13 protein-coding genes are annotated in these 18,255 nt (G+C 42.0%); 9 read left to right on the top strand and 4 right to left on the bottom strand.

Annotation, left to right across the window (positions count from 1 at the left end; genetic code table 11):
• Nucleotides 1-124 precede the first annotated feature (124 nt).
• Nucleotides 125-664, top strand: coding sequence for a YceI family protein (locus BMY70_RS20050; protein ID WP_090338067.1), 540 nt, complete (start codon nt 125-127; stop codon nt 662-664).
• A 72-nt stretch (nt 665-736) separates the two neighbouring features.
• On the opposite strand, the gene BMY70_RS20045 is transcribed toward BMY70_RS20050, so the two are convergent.
• Both BMY70_RS20045 and BMY70_RS20040 read right to left on the bottom strand, forming a co-directional pair.
• Entirely contained in the window at nt 737-3,004 is a 2,268-nt protein-coding gene (locus BMY70_RS20045; protein WP_090338066.1) for an aconitate hydratase, read from the bottom strand.
• 132 nt (nt 3,005-3,136) lie between these two features.
• Complete coding sequence (locus BMY70_RS20040) at nt 3,137-5,908, bottom strand: bifunctional aconitate hydratase 2/2-methylisocitrate dehydratase (protein ID WP_090338065.1); 2,772 nt, start codon at nt 5,906-5,908, stop codon at nt 3,137-3,139.
• Between the two features lie 431 nt (nt 5,909-6,339).
• Between BMY70_RS20040 and topA the strand changes: the two genes are divergently transcribed.
• From topA to BMY70_RS20020, 4 genes are all read left to right on the top strand, one after another.
• On the top strand, nt 6,340-8,760 hold the full coding sequence (topA, locus tag BMY70_RS20035) for a type I DNA topoisomerase (RefSeq protein ID WP_090338064.1): 2,421 nt from the start codon (nt 6,340-6,342) through the stop codon (nt 8,758-8,760).
• 50 nt (nt 8,761-8,810) lie between these two features.
• Nucleotides 8,811-9,506, top strand: coding sequence for an SIR2 family NAD-dependent protein deacylase (locus BMY70_RS20030; RefSeq protein WP_090338063.1), 696 nt, complete (start codon nt 8,811-8,813; stop codon nt 9,504-9,506).
• A 57-nt stretch (nt 9,507-9,563) separates the two neighbouring features.
• On the top strand, nt 9,564-10,445 hold the full coding sequence (locus tag BMY70_RS20025) for a bifunctional 5,10-methylenetetrahydrofolate dehydrogenase/5,10-methenyltetrahydrofolate cyclohydrolase (protein ID WP_090338062.1): 882 nt from the start codon (nt 9,564-9,566) through the stop codon (nt 10,443-10,445).
• A 587-nt stretch (nt 10,446-11,032) separates the two neighbouring features.
• The gene (locus tag BMY70_RS20020) at nt 11,033-12,091 is read left to right on the top strand and encodes a helix-turn-helix transcriptional regulator (RefSeq protein ID WP_090338061.1); all 1,059 of its coding nucleotides are present in this window, start codon (nt 11,033-11,035) and stop codon (nt 12,089-12,091) included.
• Here the strand turns inward: BMY70_RS20020 and BMY70_RS20015 are convergent.
• Nucleotides 12,080-12,853, bottom strand: coding sequence for a hypothetical protein (locus BMY70_RS20015; RefSeq protein ID WP_090338060.1), 774 nt, complete (start codon nt 12,851-12,853; stop codon nt 12,080-12,082). The two genes, BMY70_RS20020 and BMY70_RS20015, sit on opposite strands and share 12 nt — an antisense overlap.
• A 36-nt stretch (nt 12,854-12,889) precedes the next feature.
• Entirely contained in the window at nt 12,890-13,951 is a 1,062-nt protein-coding gene (locus BMY70_RS20010) for an AMP-binding protein (protein WP_090338059.1), read from the bottom strand.
• 231 nt (nt 13,952-14,182) lie between these two features.
• Between BMY70_RS20010 and menB the strand changes: the two genes are divergently transcribed.
• The 4 genes from menB to BMY70_RS19990 all read left to right on the top strand — a co-directional run bounded on the left by menB (nt 14,183) and on the right by BMY70_RS19990 (nt 18,140).
• Nucleotides 14,183-15,007 (top strand): 1,4-dihydroxy-2-naphthoyl-CoA synthase, encoded by an 825-nt coding sequence (menB, locus tag BMY70_RS20005; RefSeq protein ID WP_090338058.1) that lies wholly within the window; start codon nt 14,183-14,185, stop codon nt 15,005-15,007.
• Between the two features lie 171 nt (nt 15,008-15,178).
• A complete protein-coding gene (locus BMY70_RS20000; protein WP_090338057.1) occupies nt 15,179-15,586 on the top strand; it encodes an EVE domain-containing protein in 408 nt (135 codons plus the stop codon).
• Nucleotides 15,579-17,165: a hypothetical protein gene (locus tag BMY70_RS19995; RefSeq protein ID WP_229209699.1), complete on the top strand. Its 1,587-nt coding sequence runs from the start codon at nt 15,579-15,581 to the stop codon at nt 17,163-17,165. Before BMY70_RS20000 ends, BMY70_RS19995 begins: the two co-directional genes overlap by 8 nt.
• Nucleotides 17,166-17,252: 87 nt before the next feature.
• Nucleotides 17,253-18,140, top strand: coding sequence for a class I SAM-dependent methyltransferase (locus BMY70_RS19990; protein WP_090338056.1), 888 nt, complete (start codon nt 17,253-17,255; stop codon nt 18,138-18,140).
• The last annotated feature ends 115 nt before the right edge of the window (nt 18,141-18,255 follow it).

Below are 18,255 nucleotides of genomic sequence, written 5' to 3'. Positions count from 1 at the left end.
ATTATTTTGTCGGGTAACATAAAATTCAAGTATATGTTGAAGCAGTTGCCGCTTGCTAATTTTCGATGTCAGAGCGCTGATTTGACAATTTCTGTTTTCAATTTTGCAGCTTGACTGAAAAGCTATGAAAAACAAATCGATTTTATTCTACGGCATTTTTTTATTGTGTGTATCGTTTATATCGAACATACTTCCTGGTTGGCAAATAAAGGAAAACGCCTATTCGCTTACTTTCAAAACGAAAGGGGCAAAAGGGAGTTTCAGGGGGTTAACAGGCACCATTCATTTTGACACGATCAGGTTTGCAGAGTCAAAATTTGATGTTGCTGTTGATGTAAAAACGATTGATACAGGAATTGGCATGAAAAACAAACATGCGCTTGCAGAAGATTTCTTCGATGCTGAACATTATCCGGAAATTCGTTTTAAATCTTCGAATGTTGTAAAATCAGATACTGCATTTACTGTTACGGGCTTGTTGACAATTAAAGACATCAGCAAAGAAATCTCATTTCCCTTTACATTTGACCAGACGGGTCAGATCGGGGTATTCAAAGGTATATTTGAGATTAACCGGAACGATTTTAATCTTTTAAAAAAAGGCGTCGGAGAGCTGGTGAAAGTAGAACTGAACGTTCCGGTGATACAGGATACGATCAGATAATTCCAATTTGTTTAAAACAGAAAAGCTCTCTGGTTGAGAGCTTTTCTGTTTTAAAACTATCTTAATTTCAAATTATGCGTTCACTGATTTACGGATGATATTCAATGCAGAACCCTCCTTAAACCATTCTATTTGTTGTTCATTATACGTATGGTTAACAGGGAATGATTCGGTTGAACCATCTGAATGATGCAAAATAATGGTCAACTGAACACCGGGGGCGAACGTTTCCAATCCAATAATATCAATCGTATCGTCTTCCTGTATTTTGTCATAGTCAGCCGGATCAGCGAAAGTCAATGCCAGCATACCTTGTTTTTTTAGGTTCGTTTCGTGAATACGGGCAAACGATTTTACAAGAATTGCCCGTGCACCCAGGAACCGAGGCTCCATAGCTGCATGCTCACGTGACGATCCCTCGCCATAATTTTCATCTCCTACCACGATCGTTCCGATGCCATTGGCTTTGTAATCACGCTGCACCGCCGGAACCTCTCCGTATTCTCCGGAAAGCTGATTTTTTACAGTATTCGTTTTTTCGTTGTAAAAATTAACCGCACCGATCAACATATTATTAGAAATGTTGTCGAGGTGGCCACGATATTTCAACCAGGGGCCAGCCATGGAAATATGGTCAGTCGTACATTTACCTTTTGCTTTAATCAAAAGTTTCAGTCCTTTCAGATCAGTACCTTCCCAAGCCTTAAATGGTTCAAGCAATTGTAATCGGTCAGAGGTTGGACTAACCAAAACCTGTACATTCGTTCCATCCTCAGCCGGAGCCTGATAACCCGCATCTTCAACTGCAAATCCCCTGGAAGGAAGTTCCATTCCGGATGGCTCGTCGAGCATAACAGTAAGTCCCTCTGAATTAACAAGTGTGTCCGTAAGCGGATTGAAAGTCAGACGACCCGCGATTGCTAACGCTGTTACAATTTCAGGAGAGGCCACGAACGAGTGGGTATTTGGATTTCCATCCGCCCGTTTCGAGAAGTTACGGTTGAAAGAAGTGATGATCGAGTTTTTTTCGCCTTTCTCCGCACCATGACGCGCCCATTGACCAATACAAGGTCCGCAGGCATTTGCAAGCACCACTCCACCGATTTGAGCAAATGTATCAAGAAAACCATCGCGGTCAACAGTATACCGAACCTGCTCCGAACCTGGCGTGATCGTATATTCTGACGTTACAACCAGTTTTTTATCAACAGCCTGCTGAGCTAATGAAGCAGCGCGGCTGATATCTTCATAGGAAGAGTTTGTACAAGAACCGATCAAACCAACCGAAAGCACTTCCGGCCAGCCATTTTCCTTAACTGCCGTAGCGAATTTAGAAAGAGGCCAGGCCAAATCCGGGGTAAACGGTCCGTTTACATGCGGTTCAAGTTTAGAAAGATCCAGCTCGATCAATTGGTCATAGTATGCAGATGGATCGGCATATACTTCATCATCCGACCGTAAATAACCAGCAATGTCATTTGCAGCATCCGCTACGTCCGCGCGGTCAGTCGAACGAAGATATGCAGCCATTTTTTCATCGTAAGCGAAAATAGAAGTAGTAGCTCCTATCTCTGCTCCCATGTTACAGATGGTGCCCTTACCGGTACATGAAAGACTCTCAGCACCTTCTCCGAAATATTCCACGATACAACCTGTACCACCTTTCACAGTCAGCTGACCTGCCACCCAAAGAATAACATCTTTCGGAGCAGCCCATCCGTTTAATCTGCCGGTCAGTTTTACACCGATCAACTTAGGCATTTTAAGCTCCCATGCTAATCCTGACATCACATCACTCGCATCCGCACCTCCAACACCGATCGCCACCATACCCAAACCGCCTGCATTAGGCGTGTGGGAGTCTGTCCCGATCATCATCCCCCCGGGAAATGCATAATTTTCCAACACTACCTGGTGAATAATCCCTGCTCCTGGTCTCCAGAATCCTATACCATATTTATTAGATACCGAGGCAAGAAAATCATATACCTCTTTATTTTTATCTTTGGCAGTCTGTAAATCTTCTACAGCACCAACTTCTGCCTGAATAAGGTGATCACAATGAACTGTTGAAGGAACAGCCACTTGCGGTCTGCCTGCCTGCATGAATTGCAAAAGTGCCATTTGCGCCGTGGCATCCTGCATTGCTACCCTGTCAGGAGCAAAATCTACGTAAGATTTTCCCCTATCATAGGCCTGAGAAGGAGTTCCTTCCCATAAGTGAGAATATAATATTTTTTCTGCCAGAGTCAACGGCCGCCCTTCTATTCTGCGGGCAGCTTCAACTCTTTCCTGTATACGGGCGTAAACACCCTTGATCATATCTAAGTCAAATGCCATAGTAATTAAATTAATGTCTAAACATTTACTTATCAAAAACCGAACCAACGACTTTTGTTGAACGCGTTTTTCAATAGAATCTTAGGACGCCAGGAAATGTATTTCCAGGCGTCCCAAGATTCAAGACAGATATTATCTGCTTAACTGCTTCGTAGGAGGTGCAAACTTCGTCAGATCAATACCGACCACTGCAGCTTTATATTCTTCTATATTAGGGATTCTTCCAAGGATTGCAGAAAGAACAACCACGGGTGTTGACGCAAGCAGGGATTCTCCCTTTTTACGATCCGAATCTTCAACAACTCTTCCCTGGAAAAGACGTGTAGAAGTTGCCAATACCGTATCCCCTTTGGCAGCTTTCTCCTGATTACCCATACAAAGGTTACAGCCCGGACGTTCAAGATACATCATATTTTCGTATTCAGTACGTGCAGCGACTTTCGGCGCGTTATCGTCGAATTCGAAACCTGAGTATTTTTGTAAAACATCCCAGTCACCTTCGTTTTTCAGCTCTTCTACGATGTTATAGGTAGGAGCTGCTACGACAAGAGGTGCGTGAAACTCAACTTTACCTTGTTGTTCTTCCAGATTTTTAAGCATCTGGGAAACAATTTTCAAATCTCCTTTATGCACCATGCAGGAGCCTACAAACCCAAGGTCAACTTTCTTATCGTCACCATAAAAAGATATTGGACGGATTGTATCGTGCGTATATCTTTTGGAAACGTCTTTATTGTTAACATCCGGATCAGCGATCATTGGCTCAACGATAATGTCAAGATCAATAACTACCTCAGCATAATATTTCGCATTCGCATCCGGAACCAAAGCCGGTTTTTCCCCTGATTTAATTTCCGCGATTCTTTTGTCGGCTTTATTTATCAATCCCTGAAGAACCTGTTTGTGGTTCTCCATTCCTTTATCGATCATAATCTGGATTCTGCCTTTTGCAATCTCCAAGGATTCAATCAGCGTGTCATCTTCAGAAATACAGATCGAAGCTTTCGCTTTCATTTCCGCAGTCCAGTCAGTAAACGTGAATGCCTGATCGGCAGGAAGCGTTCCTAGATGAACCTCAATGATTCTACCCTGGAAAACATTCTCTCCACCAAACTTCTGAAGCATCTGAGCCTGAGTAGCATGAACGACATCACGGAAATCCATGTGATCTTTCATGTCACCTTTGAACGTTACCTTAACTGATTCAGGAATTGGCATCGATGCCTCTCCCGTCGCTAATGCAAGCGCAACTGTTCCAGAGTCAGCACCAAAAGCAACACCTTTGGACATCCTCGTGTGAGAGTCTCCACCGATGATAATCGCCCACTCATCAATCGTAATATCGTTAAGAACTTTGTGAATCACGTCCGTCATCGCATGATATTCACCTTTCGGGTCACGGGCAGTGATAAGTCCGAAATCGTTCATAAACTTCATCAGTTTAGGAATGTTCGCCTGCGCTTTTTTGTCCCAGACTGACGCCGTGTGACAACCCGATTGATACGCACCATCAACGATTGGCGAAATAACCGTGGCAGCCATTGACTCCAGCTCCTGAGCAGTCATTAAGCCTGTTGTATCCTGTGAGCCAACAATATTAACTTCCACACGAACATCTGAGCCGGCATGTAAAACTTTCCCTGGTGTTATACCAACTGCATTTCTGTTGAAGATTTTTTCAACCGCCGTCAGACCTTGTCCTTCAATAGAAATTTCTTTCGCCGGAGCAAATACCGTTGTTGGTTCAATGCCTAAAATCTTTGCGGCGATTGTCTGGATCTTTTTACCAAATACAATCGCATACGATCCTCCGGCTCTGATAAATTCTTTTTTCTGCGGCGTAAGAGCCTTAGAAATATCAATCAGTTCCTGATCTCCATTGTACAGCTTTTTAGTCTGGGTATTGATGGTAAGTACCGTTCCGGTAGCAACAGAATAAACCTCTTCAAGTACAGGATCACCATTTTCGTTGCGAACTACTGCGCCGTTTTCGTCAACTTTTTTAACCCAGTTTTTAAGATCAATACCAATACCACCCGTTACATCAACTGTGGTAAGAAAAATTGGAGAAATACCATTTGTACCTCCAACGATCGGAGCGATATTGACAAAAGGAATATAAGGACTTGCTCTTTTACCAGTCCAAAGCGCCACATTGTTTACACCTGACATCCTCGACGATCCCACACCCATCGTTCCCTTCTCAGCGATCAGCATCACGCTCTTATCAGGATGTTCTTCCTGTAAAGCTTTGATTTCCTGCTGGGCTTTGGGAGTGATCATACATAAGCCATGAAGTTCACGGTCAGATCTCGAATGAGCCTGGTTACCTGGAGAAAGCAGGTCGGTTGAGATATCACCCTCACCGGCGATGAACGTAACTATTTTAATCTCCTCAGGTACTTCCGGCAATTTCGTAAAGAATTCAGCCTTGGCGTAACTTTCAAGAAGTTCTATCGCAACCTGGTTTCCATTTTTGAAAGCCTCTTTCAGACGGTCCGTATCTGCTTCATAAAGGTAAACCTGCGTTTTCAGAACTTCGCCGGCTTCTTTTGCAATAGCAAAGTTTTCACCAAGAGCAAGATCGAGTAAAACTTCAATTGAAGGTCCGCCTTTCATGTGAGATAATAACTCAAATGCAAAAGCAGGTGATATTTCTTCTACCAGCGATTCCCCCAGAATGATCTCCTTTAAAAATCTGGCTTTTGCACTGGCAGCGCTTGTCGTACCTGGTAATGTGTTGTAAATAAAAAATTTGAGAGAGTCTTCACGGTATTCGTTGTTGACATCTTTAATTTGCGCAATGATTTCGCTTAATAATTCAGCTCCATCTATCGGTTTAGGATGAAGTCCCTGCGCCTTTCTTTCTTCAATTTCCTGGATGTAATCCTTATAAATATTCATAATAAAAATCTTTTCAATGTTAAAGGTTTGCCTACTACTCTGCGAGCAACTTCTACTCGCTCTTGCATGCGGGCATAATCACCCTTAATCATGTCTAAGTCAAAAGCCATAGTGATTCAACGATTCAAATTATTTGTTATCAATAAAACGCATAAAAGTACAAAATTCCTTATAACCTCGCCTTTGACAGTTCGTTTTTTGCAATTATTTACAATCATTATGAACTAGGCGTATAATACTATAACCTGTAAACGTTGGTTTTTGTTCTTTCTACTCCTAATTCTCAGACCTGAAAACAATAAAATATCACATTTCCGAAGTTGTCTTAAATAAGTTTCTTGCACACCTTTTACCGAGTACTTTGATTTTTTGCTGCTTTCTACCCTATATTTGAGCTCCAAAGAGCCACCTAGTATCTTAATTCCAAAATTATGTCAAAAAATCTGGTGATCGTAGAGTCACCGGCGAAGGCCAAAACCATAGAAAATTATTTAGGGACAGACTTCATCGTTAAATCCAGCTTTGGGCATGTACGCGACCTTCCCGAACATGATATGGGTGTCGATGTAGACAATGGTTTTCAGCCGTCTTACGAAGTCTCAGGTGACAAGGTGAAAGTCATTAATGAGTTAAAGAAATTAGCGAAGGGCGCCGAAGTGTGGCTCGCAACTGACTCCGACCGTGAAGGGGAAGCCATATCTTGGCACCTCAAAGAGGCCTTAGGGTTGCCTGACGATACCAAGCGTATTGTTTTTCGTGAAATCACTAAATCAGCTTTGCAAAATGCGATTGCAACTCCGCGTGTCATAGACGTTGATCTTGTAAATGCTCAGCAGGCTCGCCGGATTTTGGATCGTCTGGTGGGTTATGAACTCTCTCCTATATTATGGAAAAAGATACGCATAGGAAAGTCCAATCTTTCCGCCGGAAGAGTTCAGTCCGTTGCGGTGCGTATTATTGTGGAGCGCGAACGCGAAATCGATGCCTTCAAAGCCAAAGGTAGTTTTAAGGTAACGGCACGTTTTGATCTTGGAAACGGCAAAGTGTTGAACGCAGAGCTGCCCAAAAATTTTGCTCAGGAAACAGATGCTCTTACATTTCTGGAAAAATGTATAAAGGCGACTTTTTCGATTAAAAATCTTGAAGTAAAACCAGCTAAAAAAACTCCCGCACCGCCATTTACAACGTCTACATTACAACAGGAAGCTTCCCGTAAGCTAAGCTTCTCCGTGCTTCAAACCATGACCGTTGCACAGAGGCTATACGAAGCGGGTAAAATATCTTATATGCGTACCGATTCGACGAATTTGTCGGAAGAGGCGATGGAGAAAGCCCGTGTTCAAATCACAAAAGAATACGGTGACAAGTTTTATAACAAAAGGGTTTTTAAAACGAAAAACGAGTCGGCTCAGGAAGCGCACGAAGCGATTCGCCCAACCGATTTTTCTACATTACAGGGAAGCAGTGACCGGAACGAACAGCGTTTGTATGAACTTATCTGGAAACGTGCCATTGCCTCTCAAATGGCTGACGCACAACTGGAAAGAACTACTGCAACGATCGGAATTTCTTCAACCAGCGAAGAATTGGTTGCACAAGGAGAGGTTATTAAATTTGAAGGTTTTTTAAAGGTATATCTGGAATCAAGCGACGACGAAGATGAGGAACAAAAAGGTATGCTTCCTCCTTTGAATATCAGCCAGGTCCTGAACCTTGCTGACATGAAAGCAACGGAGCGTTTCACCCGTAACCCACCACGTTATACGGAAGCAAGCCTTGTTAAGAAACTGGAAGAAATGGGTATTGGCCGTCCGTCCACATACGCACCTACAATTTCTACAATTATCAGAAGAGAGTATGTCATTAAGGAAGACCGCGACGGTACCGAACGCGCTTACAAGGAAATGACACTCGCGAAAGATGAAATAAAAAGTGTAGTACTTAAAGAAATATATGGTACTGAAAAGTCAAAACTTTTTCCGACAAGTACAGGGATGGTTGTAAACGACTTTTTAGTAAATCACTTTGAAGATATTATTGATTATTCTTTTACTGCCAGCGTAGAAAAAGACTTTGACCACATTGCCGAGGGACAACTGCCCTGGCAAAAAATGATCACTGATTTTTATACTCCGTTCCATAAAAAGGTTGGCGAAGCAGAAGAAGAAGCGATCGATAGAAGCCTTACGTCCCGTGAACTTGGCGAAGATCCTGCAACCGGTAAGAAAATAACAGTTCGGATCGGTAAGTATGGCCCTTATGTGCAGATTGGTGATGCGGAGGACGAAGAAAAACCGAAGTTTGCAAGTTTGAAAAAAGGTCAGCTAATGGAAAACATTACGCTGGAAGAAGCCTTTGAACTTTTTAAATTACCACGAACAGTCGGGCTTTTCGAAGATTCTGAAATGATTGTGAGCGTTGGGAAATTCGGTCCTTATGTAAAACATGGAGGAAAATACTATTCGCTGGCAAAAACTGACGATCCGATGACGGTTGCCGAAGACAGACTTATCGAAATCATCGAGACAAAAAGAATTTCGGATAGCAATAAAACGATCAAGGAATTTGCAGAAAATCCGGACGTGAAAGTTCTTAATGGTCGGTATGGTCCTTATGTAGCCTTCGAAAAACGGAATCTGAAAATCCCAAAAGGAACGGAGCCCGCAGATTTGACTTACGAAGCAATTTTACAGATCGCAGCCGACACGCCTGATAAGCCAACCGGGCGAGGTGGTTTCAAAAAAGCAGCGCCAAAAGCAGCCGCAACGGAAAAAGCACCGGCAGTTAAAAAACCCGCAGCTAAGAAACCAGCAGCTAAAAAACCAGCCGCTAAAAAAACGACTAAAAGTTAAGATTACTTTTAACTGAAAGCTTAAAGTTAATTGCCAAAAGCTTATAAACTATGAAAAAGCTCGTTGTTCTCTCCGGTGCCGGAATTAGTGCTGAAAGCGGAATAAGTACATTCCGCGACAGTGGCGGTCTGTGGGAAAATCACCGGATTGAAGATGTCGCAACGCCGGAAGCTTGGCGCAAAAATCCGGATGTCGTCCTTGAGTTTTATAATGAAAGGAGAAAACAGGCCCTTTCTGTAAAACCAAATCCGGCTCATTACTCGTTGGTTGAGCTCGAAAAATATTATGACGTGCAGATTATCACACAAAATGTTGATAATCTGCATGAAGTTGCCGGATCATCAAACGTGATTCATTTACACGGAGAACTGTTTAAATCCGAAAGCACAAAAAACCCTGAGCTTGTCTATGATATCACGTCCTGGGAACTAAAAAAGGGAGATTTGTGTGAATTGGGAAGTCAGCTTCGTCCGCATATTGTCTGGTTTGGAGAAGCTGTTCCAATGATGGATGTCGCGATTGAAATTGCTGAACAAGCTGATATCTTTGTAGTTGTCGGAACTTCCCTGGCAGTTTATCCAGCAGCCGGACTTGTGCATTATGTACATGCTTATAACCCAATCTACATCATTGATCCGGCCAAACCTGACATTTCCTTCAGAAAAAATATGACCTTCATTCAGGAAAAAGCGTCAGTTGGATTGGAAAAACTGAAAAATGAACTCAGGATTGCAAGTGACGCCTGAGACTCAGATATCCGCTTGCTTTCATATAAATAACGATTATTATACCTTTTTATAAAAATGCAACTACTTGACGGAAAGGCGATTTCAGCCCAGATTAAGTCAGAGATAAAACTTGAAGTTGAAAACTGGGTTTCAACCGGTGGAAAAAAACCGCACTTGGCAGCTATATTGGTGGGACAAGACGGTGCGAGCGAAACATACGTTGCATCCAAAATCCGTAGCTGTGAAGAAATTGGCTTCACTTCTACCCTGCTTCGTTTTGGCGCCGAAACGACCGAAGCTCAGCTTTTGGAAGCAGTCGAGTCACTGAATAATAATCCGGATGTGGATGGATTTATCGTTCAGTTACCCTTGCCAAAACACATTTCTGAAAACACAGTGATGGAAGCTGTGGACCCTTCGAAAGACGTGGACGGTTTCCACCCGATTAATGTTGGCAGAATGTGTAAAGGACTTCCGGCATACATTTCGGCGACGCCTTTCGGGATTCTGGAAATGCTTATTCGTGCCGGAATTGAAACATCAGGAAAACATTGTGTAGTAATCGGCCGCAGCCAAATTGTTGGGTTGCCTATGAGCATTTTGATGCAGCGTAATGAATATCCTGGAAATTGCACGGTGACGATTACCCATAGTAAAACTCAAAATCTTAAGGAGATATGTCAAACAGCTGATATCCTTATCGTAGCATTGGGCAGACCAGAATTCGTAACTGCGGATTACGTGAAGGAAGGCGCGGTTGTGATTGATGTAGGTATTACACGCGTCGAAGATGCAACGAAAAAAAGTGGCTTTGCAATCAAAGGCGACGTAAACTTTGCTGATGTTGCCCCAAAAAGCAGCTTCATTACACCGGTTCCTGGCGGAGTTGGTTTGATGACAATCTGTGGATTATTGACCAATACGCTGAAAGCTGCCAGGAAAGAGATATATAAGTGATATTTTGAAATAGTTTCGATTACATAAAATTGTAGCGCAGGGAATTGATACTCAATTTTCTGCGCTTTTTGCTTTAACGAAAATAACTTTCTTACTCAAAGTTCGACTGAATGATATCGCCTGTTTTCAGACAGATTAATTTTACTAAGTTTGATAAGTATAACGCGAAAATTATGAATAAGTCGATTGAAGTTGAGATTAAAAAACTTTTTCTGAATAACCGAAGAAAGCCAGTTAAATCTCCAATATTTTAAAAAATGCCTTGTTTAATCTGTTCAACACAACTAGGTTGTGAAGGAAAGTATTGAAATTACCGCTCATAACTTGAACTTTTTGAAGGTCAATATTAGTATTTGTTGATGAATATTATGGCAACTGTAACCAAGTCTCATTGTTCATCTCAATACTTGACCCTAAATTAACAGCAATTAATAACGCCTATCTTGAATTCAATGCCTGTTTCAGAGCTAAATATCAAGATGATTAGATGTATCTAATTTCAAATAAAAAACCATTTCAATTTGCTCAAATTAAATTTTGCTAAAAATTTTGTCATTTCTTTGTAACTTTCTCGCAAAGGTTATTTCATGAGCATAGTCAGCAACAACATAAAATATCTCCGTAGGCTAAATGGCCTTACACAAGAGCAATTTGCACGAAAAATCGCAATTAAGAGGTCTCTTTTAGGTGCTTACGAGGAAGCGCGTGCCAACCCTAATCTTACTAACCTTAAGAATATGGCAGCGGCTTTTGGCATCTCTGTGGACAATTTACTAAAAAACGATCTTAGAAAAATCCGGGAAACCCCTGAAATGTCCTTGCCACTTAATGGACAAAGACCTATGACCGTTTCGCATTCCGGTGCAACGTCAGCTCCGCCTCGAATGCCAACCTATTCGGAACCGCAGCCACTTTCAAAAGTAATGGATCACTACCAGCAGCCGGAACCGTCGATACGTATGGTTTCCCGGCAGGTAACACTTAAGCCAGTCAACGGAGATGCGTACCAGCCTATTCAGCATTCCAGACCGGGCCAGATGCAGGCATCAATTCCGCAGACGAATCTGGCTGACCACCGGATGCCGGTTTTTAATAATCAATATGCCATCAATCCGGAACCCGCGCCTGTCTATCGCGAGGAGCGGTTACCTAATTATCCTACGATTCAATGGGTAGGTAAAAACCAATGGATGGAGTATATAACAAACTACCAAAACCCAGCATTTTTGACACATCTCCCGTCTTTTCAGCTTCCAAATCTGCCGTCAGGTTACTACCGGGCCTTTGAAAGCGGATCGGATTTTGAGTATCCGGGTGCATTGCTTGTAGGAACTTTTATTCGCAACTGGTATGACATCAAGGATGGTTCACACTATTTATTTGTACTCAAAAACCAAGGCTTTCTTTACAGAAAGGCTTATAATCAGGTAAAAACAAAAGGTGTTTTACTTTTAAGTTCAGATATTGCGGAGATTCCAAATATCGAAGCATCACTGCATGACGTTTTGGAAGTATGGGAAGTTAAAGCTTTCATAAGCTCGCAATTGCCCAATCCTTCTCCTTCCATGGATCGAATCGGGCAACTGGTTGATGAGCTTCAAAATGAGCTGAACCGTACTAAACCATTCGGAGGATTACCGTACTAGTTTAGAAAACAGCGATTCAATTTGCTGCAAATCTTTGCTTTTGGCTGTTGTTTCAACGACAGCTATACCAAGCTGATACCAAAGCTGATCACCGATGTAAAGATATTTTCCCTTTTTTGTTGGTTTCTTTTCCTCAGCATTATCGTATATAAATTCGGCACGGTAGACCGTATCCATTACTTTTTGTAAAAATCCCCAATCCAGCTTTTTCAACGGGCCTCCGTTTTCACTCATAGTAAAAGTTTTATCCGCAAAGGAAGCTTTCAAAGCTACTTCGCTTTTCGGCTCAGCATCGTAATCAAGATAGGTCAATTCGAAAGGCATTTCGCGCCCAGAAGTTTCCAGGATAGCCTGCATAAATTCCTGAAGAAAATATACCCAACGTTCTTTGTCAACCGGATACACAGTCACACGCTTATCGTTTTCTTCAATCTCGATTTCGACAAAATCTTCAAATTCTTTTTCTTCCCGTTGACGGATAATTTTTGAAGAATTATAAATTGTGTCAAATTCCTTTATCCAGTTAGCGGGCAACGCTCCTTTCCAGAAAAAATCGTCATCTATCGTGAAGCCTTCTTCCACGATTTCTTCTTCATCCATGTCGTCGCGATCAAGATATTTTATCGAGAAATCAACACTTAAATCATCCTCTGAAATAAGGTTCAGCTTGATAGTCTGAAAATTGGAATATGGCGCTGGCACGACCGGTGCCGTCTGGAAACGAATGATGTATAAACCAGGTATTTGAAGATTTTTATCCATGAAATTTAAATGTCGTAAAATATAAAACTGCTAAGATTAGTGGCTCAAAAGCTCGTAGACTGTTCTACGTTTATCAATCTTGTCAGTAGGTGTTTTAATAAATTCTTCCACAAAGTAAACATGTTTTGGTGTTTCGTAGGTTGAAATCCGCTTTCTTATTTCTTCCAACAGACTTAAAACAGGTAATTCCTGTCCGTTTTTCTGGATAATCAAAATCAATTTCTGTCCCAGTTTTTCGTCCTTTTCATACCAGGAAAAGAAATTATTTGAATAGCCTGATTCGTAAAAAAGCTCTGCAATAACGTGATCCACTTTATCCAAAACTACTTTGACGCCGCCGGAATTGATCACGTTATCGACCCTTCCAAGCCAGTTAAAAGTATTCTCCGAAGTTATCTCAACCAGATCATTCGTCTGAATTTTGTCATCGTTTGTTACTGCGCCTTGCAAAAAAATACACCCGCGATCGTCAACTCCAAAGTTAACCCCCGGCAAAACTGTGTAATCATTCTCGCATACAGGGTTATTTAGTTTTTTCAGGGCGATGTGCGAAACGGTTTCCGTCATTCCATAACTTTGGTAGACAGCTACATTCAAATGGTCGATCTGTTTTTGTAAACTCACATTGACGGGTGCCCCGCCCAAAAGTATTTTACCCAGACTGTTGACTTTGGACTTAGTTTTTTCGTCAGACAAAATCGTTGAAAGCTGCAACGGCACCATGGAAACGAAATCAAAACCGGGATTTTCAAATTCGAGTAATGGATTTGAGGACGGTATAATGATACTCAACTCCCATTCCAATTCCATACCCCTCACCAGCATCATGATCCCGGCGATGTAATTGACGTTAAGACAAACCAGTGCACGCGTTCCTTTCGGTAAATTTAACGCCGTTCCGGTCAACAACGCACTGCTTCGCAGCTGAGCTCTTTTGATTTCTATATCTTTGGGAATTCCCGTTGAACCGGAGGTATGCAAAATAAAAACCTCCTTCCCTGCCAACCAGGAAATCATGAAATCGTAAGCCTTACGGGCATACGGATCATCAGGAACCGGTTGTGTTTTTATTAAATTCGAGTTCGTATTCCAAATCATTATTTGTCAAATTAATCTTGCATCAGACACCAAAACGCTGGAAGTCTGATAGGTCACATGCTTTCTATCCTGATTTAAAATAAATCTGAACCGGATAGCCATTTTCCGGCACCGAAAGTTATCATTTTGTTTTTGATGGAAAGACAAACAATCCGTAATTTCGCCAATTAATTGGAATGTTACGGTTATCAAAACCGTTCATTTATATTCACTCATTCACAGATTGCTCATATGTCAAGTTCAATAAAATGGGAAACCATTAAAGAATACGAAGAAATTCTTTTTACGTTACATGAAGGAATTGCCAAAATCAGTATCAACCGTCCTCATAAACATAATGCTTTCACGCCTCAGACCGTTACTGAAATGATCGATGCGATGCACATTTGCAGGGAAGACACACGCATTGATGTCATCATTTTGACAGGAGAAGGCGGCAAAGCGTTCTGCTCGGGCGGCGATCAGTCTGTTCGTGGACATGGCGGTTATATCGGCGACGATCACGTACCTCGTTTGAACGTTTTGGATTTACAAAGAATGATCCGCTCTATTCCTAAGGCTGTTATTGCCATGGTCGCTGGCTGGGCGATCGGTGGCGGCCACGTTTTACACGTCATTTGTGATTTATCGATCGCAGCTGAAAACGCACGTTTCGGACAAACAGGTCCAAAAGTTGGAAGTTTTGACGGCGGTTTTGGTGCTTCGTATCTCGCACGGGTAGTGGGACAGAAAAAAGCGCGTGAAATCTGGTTTCTGTGCGATCAGTACGATGCGCAGGAAGCATTGCAAATGGGCTTGGTAAATAAGGTTGTTCCTTTGGAAGAACTTGAAACAACAACGGTTGAGTGGTGTAAAAAAATCCAGCAAAAAAGTCCTTTGTCTATCCGTATGCTGAAAAGTTCCTTCAATGCAGAGCTTGACGGACAAGCCGGTATTCAGGAATTGGCAGGCAACGCAACGCTTTTATACTATCTAAGCGAAGAAGCGAAAGAAGGCCAGAGATCGTTCCTTGAAAAACGTGATCCTGATTTCAGCAAATATCCAAAATTCCCTTGATTTTTTAGTTGGAAGTTGATGATGGAGCGTTGAAAGTGTGACATTTTGAAATGGGTTATCGTAATAATTCTTTCAAATTGTTAAAATTTCAACCCTCCGGAATAACACTTCCGCAGTAACTTTCAACTTTCAACAGGGCGCAAGGCGCTCTCAACTCTCAACTAAATAAAAATGAACTACTGGCTTGTAAAATCCGAACCTTTCAAATATTCATGGGATCACTTCGTTGAGGAAGGAAAGTCGATGTGGGATGGCGTTCGCAGCTATGAAGCACGAAATAACATGATGGCTATGAAAAAAGGCGATCTTGCACTATTTTATCACAGCAACGAAGGAAAGGAAGTTGTAGGACTGGCAAAAGTTTCAAAGGAACATTATCCAGACCCGACAACGGAAGACGATCGCTGGGTTGTCGTGGAGTTTGTTCCTGTTGAACGTTTCCCTAAAACTGTTACATTAGCACAAATAAAAGCAGATGAAAACTTGAAGGATATGGCGCTGATCCGCCAGTCCCGCTTGTCTGTAATTCCTGTAAAACCAGAAGAGTTTGACCATATTGTTGGATTAGCACATGCGTAAAAAACATTGTTTTCTTTATCAGGCATTGCTCATGCTTTGCTTTTTTTCAGTTTGTTATTCAGCATCAGGGCAGGTTGTCAAAAGAATTGAGTTGCCGTTGCAAAATGCAAATACCGCGTTTCAAACGATGCCGCTTGGTCAGAAAGGCGTTTTGCTTATCTCAAAGCCTGATAGAGGAACTTACAATGTGCAAAAATTTGATACCAACCTTGAACGGATCTGGTCAATCGACGGACCGGTTGAAGGAAATCTTGATTACGTGGCTTCCTGTTACGACGGGCAGGCTGTTTTTCTTTTATTCAGTAAATACAGAAGTTCTGTTTACCAGATCGTTAAAGTAAATGTCGGCCCGGGATTTGTTGAAACCTTTACAATAAATACTGTGGATCGTTTTGAAATTACAGATTTCAAAACACTAGGCTATTCAGTTTTTATGGCTGGAATGGTTCGAAATGAACCCGTTCTGATCCATACCAACCTTACCACTTCCCAAACGCGTGTGTTGCCATCGGCAATCAAAGGATCTAATGCGATTCAAACCGTTGAAGTTGACACAACACACCATCTTGTAAATGTTTGTTTCGCAGTCAAAAAAGGCCGTCAGACTAAAATCGTAGCTCGCTCTTATGAAGAAACCGGCGAGCTGTATGTCCAGGCTTCCATCGATCCCGAAGATGATTACTCTCTTTTGAGCGGCCGTTTACAAATTTTAAACGATTCTGTGCGCATGGTAATCGGTACCTATGGATACCGCAACATGCAGAGCACCAGCAATGCGGCTTCGCAAGGGCTTTATATCAGTAAAATTGTGAATGAAGAAGTAGCGTTTACGCGATATCATAGCTTTACGGATTTCAGTAATTTCTTCAATTATATGAGCGAAAGGCAGCAAGAAAAAATCGAGAAAAAAATTCGTAAAAAGAAAGACAGCGGTGACGATCTTAAATTGAATTATCGCCTTCTTGTACACGATATAGTTCCAAGAAACAACCAGTTTCTCCTTGTCGCAGAAGTCTTTTATCCTGAATACCGCTATCAAAATCCTAACATGATGGGTGGATTTGGTTATGGCTCGATGATGATGGGCGGAGGATATCCGTTTGGTATGGGGTTATACAATCCGTACTTATGGAATCCGATGTATGGCGGCCGTGGATATAATCAACAGGTTTTTGATGGTTTTACCTATACACACGCAATCATCGCCGACGTGGACCAGACTGGAAAGTTACTTTGGGACAACAGTATCAGCTTTGACAATGTTAAAAGCATGGAACTGCGTGAAAAGATAAAGGTTCAGAGCGAGCCGGATGGCGCAACGCAACTGGTTTACAGCCATAACGGCGGTATTCGCAGCAAACTTATTAAAGGAAGCAAAGTAGTCGACAATAACCGCGTAATCGAAAACGGTACTACCGTTGAAGGTGACAAGGTGAGAAAAACCAGTACGGATGATATCGACTACTGGTTTGATAACTTTTACCTTTCCTGGGGCGAACAAAGGATTGTCAATGCGCAGGGAGACGTCCAAACCCGCGGCAGACGCAACGTGTATTACCTGAACAAAATTTCATTTTAATTTAAAGAACCTGGTAAGAAGCTAATAACCTGCTTACTATCACTACCTTTGTTCTCTAAAATACTACTTATAACTTAATACATATTTGTGATACTTCTTTCACCAGAACAACATACAGAATATCAACTTATTGATAGCGGCGGATTCGAGAAACTTGAGCGTTTCGGCCCATATATTCTTTCCCGTCCAGAACCTCAGGCGATCTGGGACAAATCCATGACCGAGAAAGAGTGGGCGGACAAATCAAACGCCGTTTTCAAACGTGACAAAAATTCCCAGGAAAAAGGTCAGTGGGTGACAAAAGATGATATGCCTGAACGTTGGATCATGCAATACCGATCCGGCCCGCTTCATCTGCGCGCCAAACTGGCATTGTCGTCTTTCAAGCACGTTGGTGTTTTTCCGGAACAGGCAACAAACTGGGATTACATTGCAAAAAAAGTTAAACAGATCCCGGAAACTAAACCTAATGTTCTAAATCTGTTTGCTTACACAGGAATTGCTTCCCTCGCAGCGAAGGCATCTGGCGCAGATGTTACACATGTGGATGCAGTAAAACAGGTGATCAGCTGGTCACGTGAAAATATGGAACTGAGCGGACTTGATAATATCCGCTGGGTTGTTGAAGATGCGTTGAAATTCGTAAATCGTGAAGTTCGCCGGGGTAATCAGTATAACGGAATTATCTTAGACCCTCCTGCGTATGGCCGTGGCCCGGATGGCGAAAAGTGGCTTTTAGAAGAGAATCTGAACGAAATTTTACGGCTCTGCGCGCTGTTATTAAAGAAGGAGAATTTCTTTTTCATTATCAATTTATACTCTCTTGGTTTCTCTGCGCTTATCCTTGAAAATCTTATCAAGGCGCATTTTGGCGATCAGATAAATCATGAATTCGGCGAGTTATTTATTCCTGACTCGTTTGGAAAAAAGTTGCCGCTCGGAGTTTTTTCTCGTTTTTCAGATCAAAAGAATTAAACTACGAACAGATTGCACAATTTTGCAGTTATATCCAGTAAGGTAAGTTCGTCTGCTTCTAAGGAAAGCCGTGTGTTTTGCATGAAAAAAAGTCGCTTTTTATTTAATTTTTGTC

Origin of the sequence: Dyadobacter koreensis (genome assembly GCF_900108855.1) — a bacterium.
Taxonomy (GTDB): domain Bacteria; phylum Bacteroidota; class Bacteroidia; order Cytophagales; family Spirosomataceae; genus Dyadobacter; species Dyadobacter koreensis.
Note: the sequence above shows the minus strand (reverse complement) of the source record. Positions and strands in the feature narration are given on the sequence as shown.

Coding starts and splice junctions, on each gene's coding strand:
- BMY70_RS20050 (WP_090338067.1), top strand. CDS start 125: ATGAAAAACAAATCGATTTTATTCTACGGCATTTTTTTATTGTGTGTA.
- BMY70_RS20045 (WP_090338066.1), bottom strand. CDS start 3,004: ATGGCATTTGACTTAGATATGATCAAGGGTGTTTACGCCCGTATACAG.
- BMY70_RS20040 (WP_090338065.1), bottom strand. CDS start 5,908: ATGAATATTTATAAGGATTACATCCAGGAAATTGAAGAAAGAAAGGCG.
- topA (WP_090338064.1), top strand. CDS start 6,340: ATGTCAAAAAATCTGGTGATCGTAGAGTCACCGGCGAAGGCCAAAACC.
- BMY70_RS20030 (WP_090338063.1), top strand. CDS start 8,811: ATGAAAAAGCTCGTTGTTCTCTCCGGTGCCGGAATTAGTGCTGAAAGC.
- BMY70_RS20025 (WP_090338062.1), top strand. CDS start 9,564: ATGCAACTACTTGACGGAAAGGCGATTTCAGCCCAGATTAAGTCAGAG.
- BMY70_RS20020 (WP_090338061.1), top strand. CDS start 11,033: ATGAGCATAGTCAGCAACAACATAAAATATCTCCGTAGGCTAAATGGC.
- BMY70_RS20015 (WP_090338060.1), bottom strand. CDS start 12,853: ATGGATAAAAATCTTCAAATACCTGGTTTATACATCATTCGTTTCCAG.
- BMY70_RS20010 (WP_090338059.1), bottom strand. CDS start 13,951: ATGATTTGGAATACGAACTCGAATTTAATAAAAACACAACCGGTTCCT.
- menB (WP_090338058.1), top strand. CDS start 14,183: ATGTCAAGTTCAATAAAATGGGAAACCATTAAAGAATACGAAGAAATT.
- BMY70_RS20000 (WP_090338057.1), top strand. CDS start 15,179: ATGAACTACTGGCTTGTAAAATCCGAACCTTTCAAATATTCATGGGAT.
- BMY70_RS19995 (WP_229209699.1), top strand. CDS start 15,579: ATGCGTAAAAAACATTGTTTTCTTTATCAGGCATTGCTCATGCTTTGC.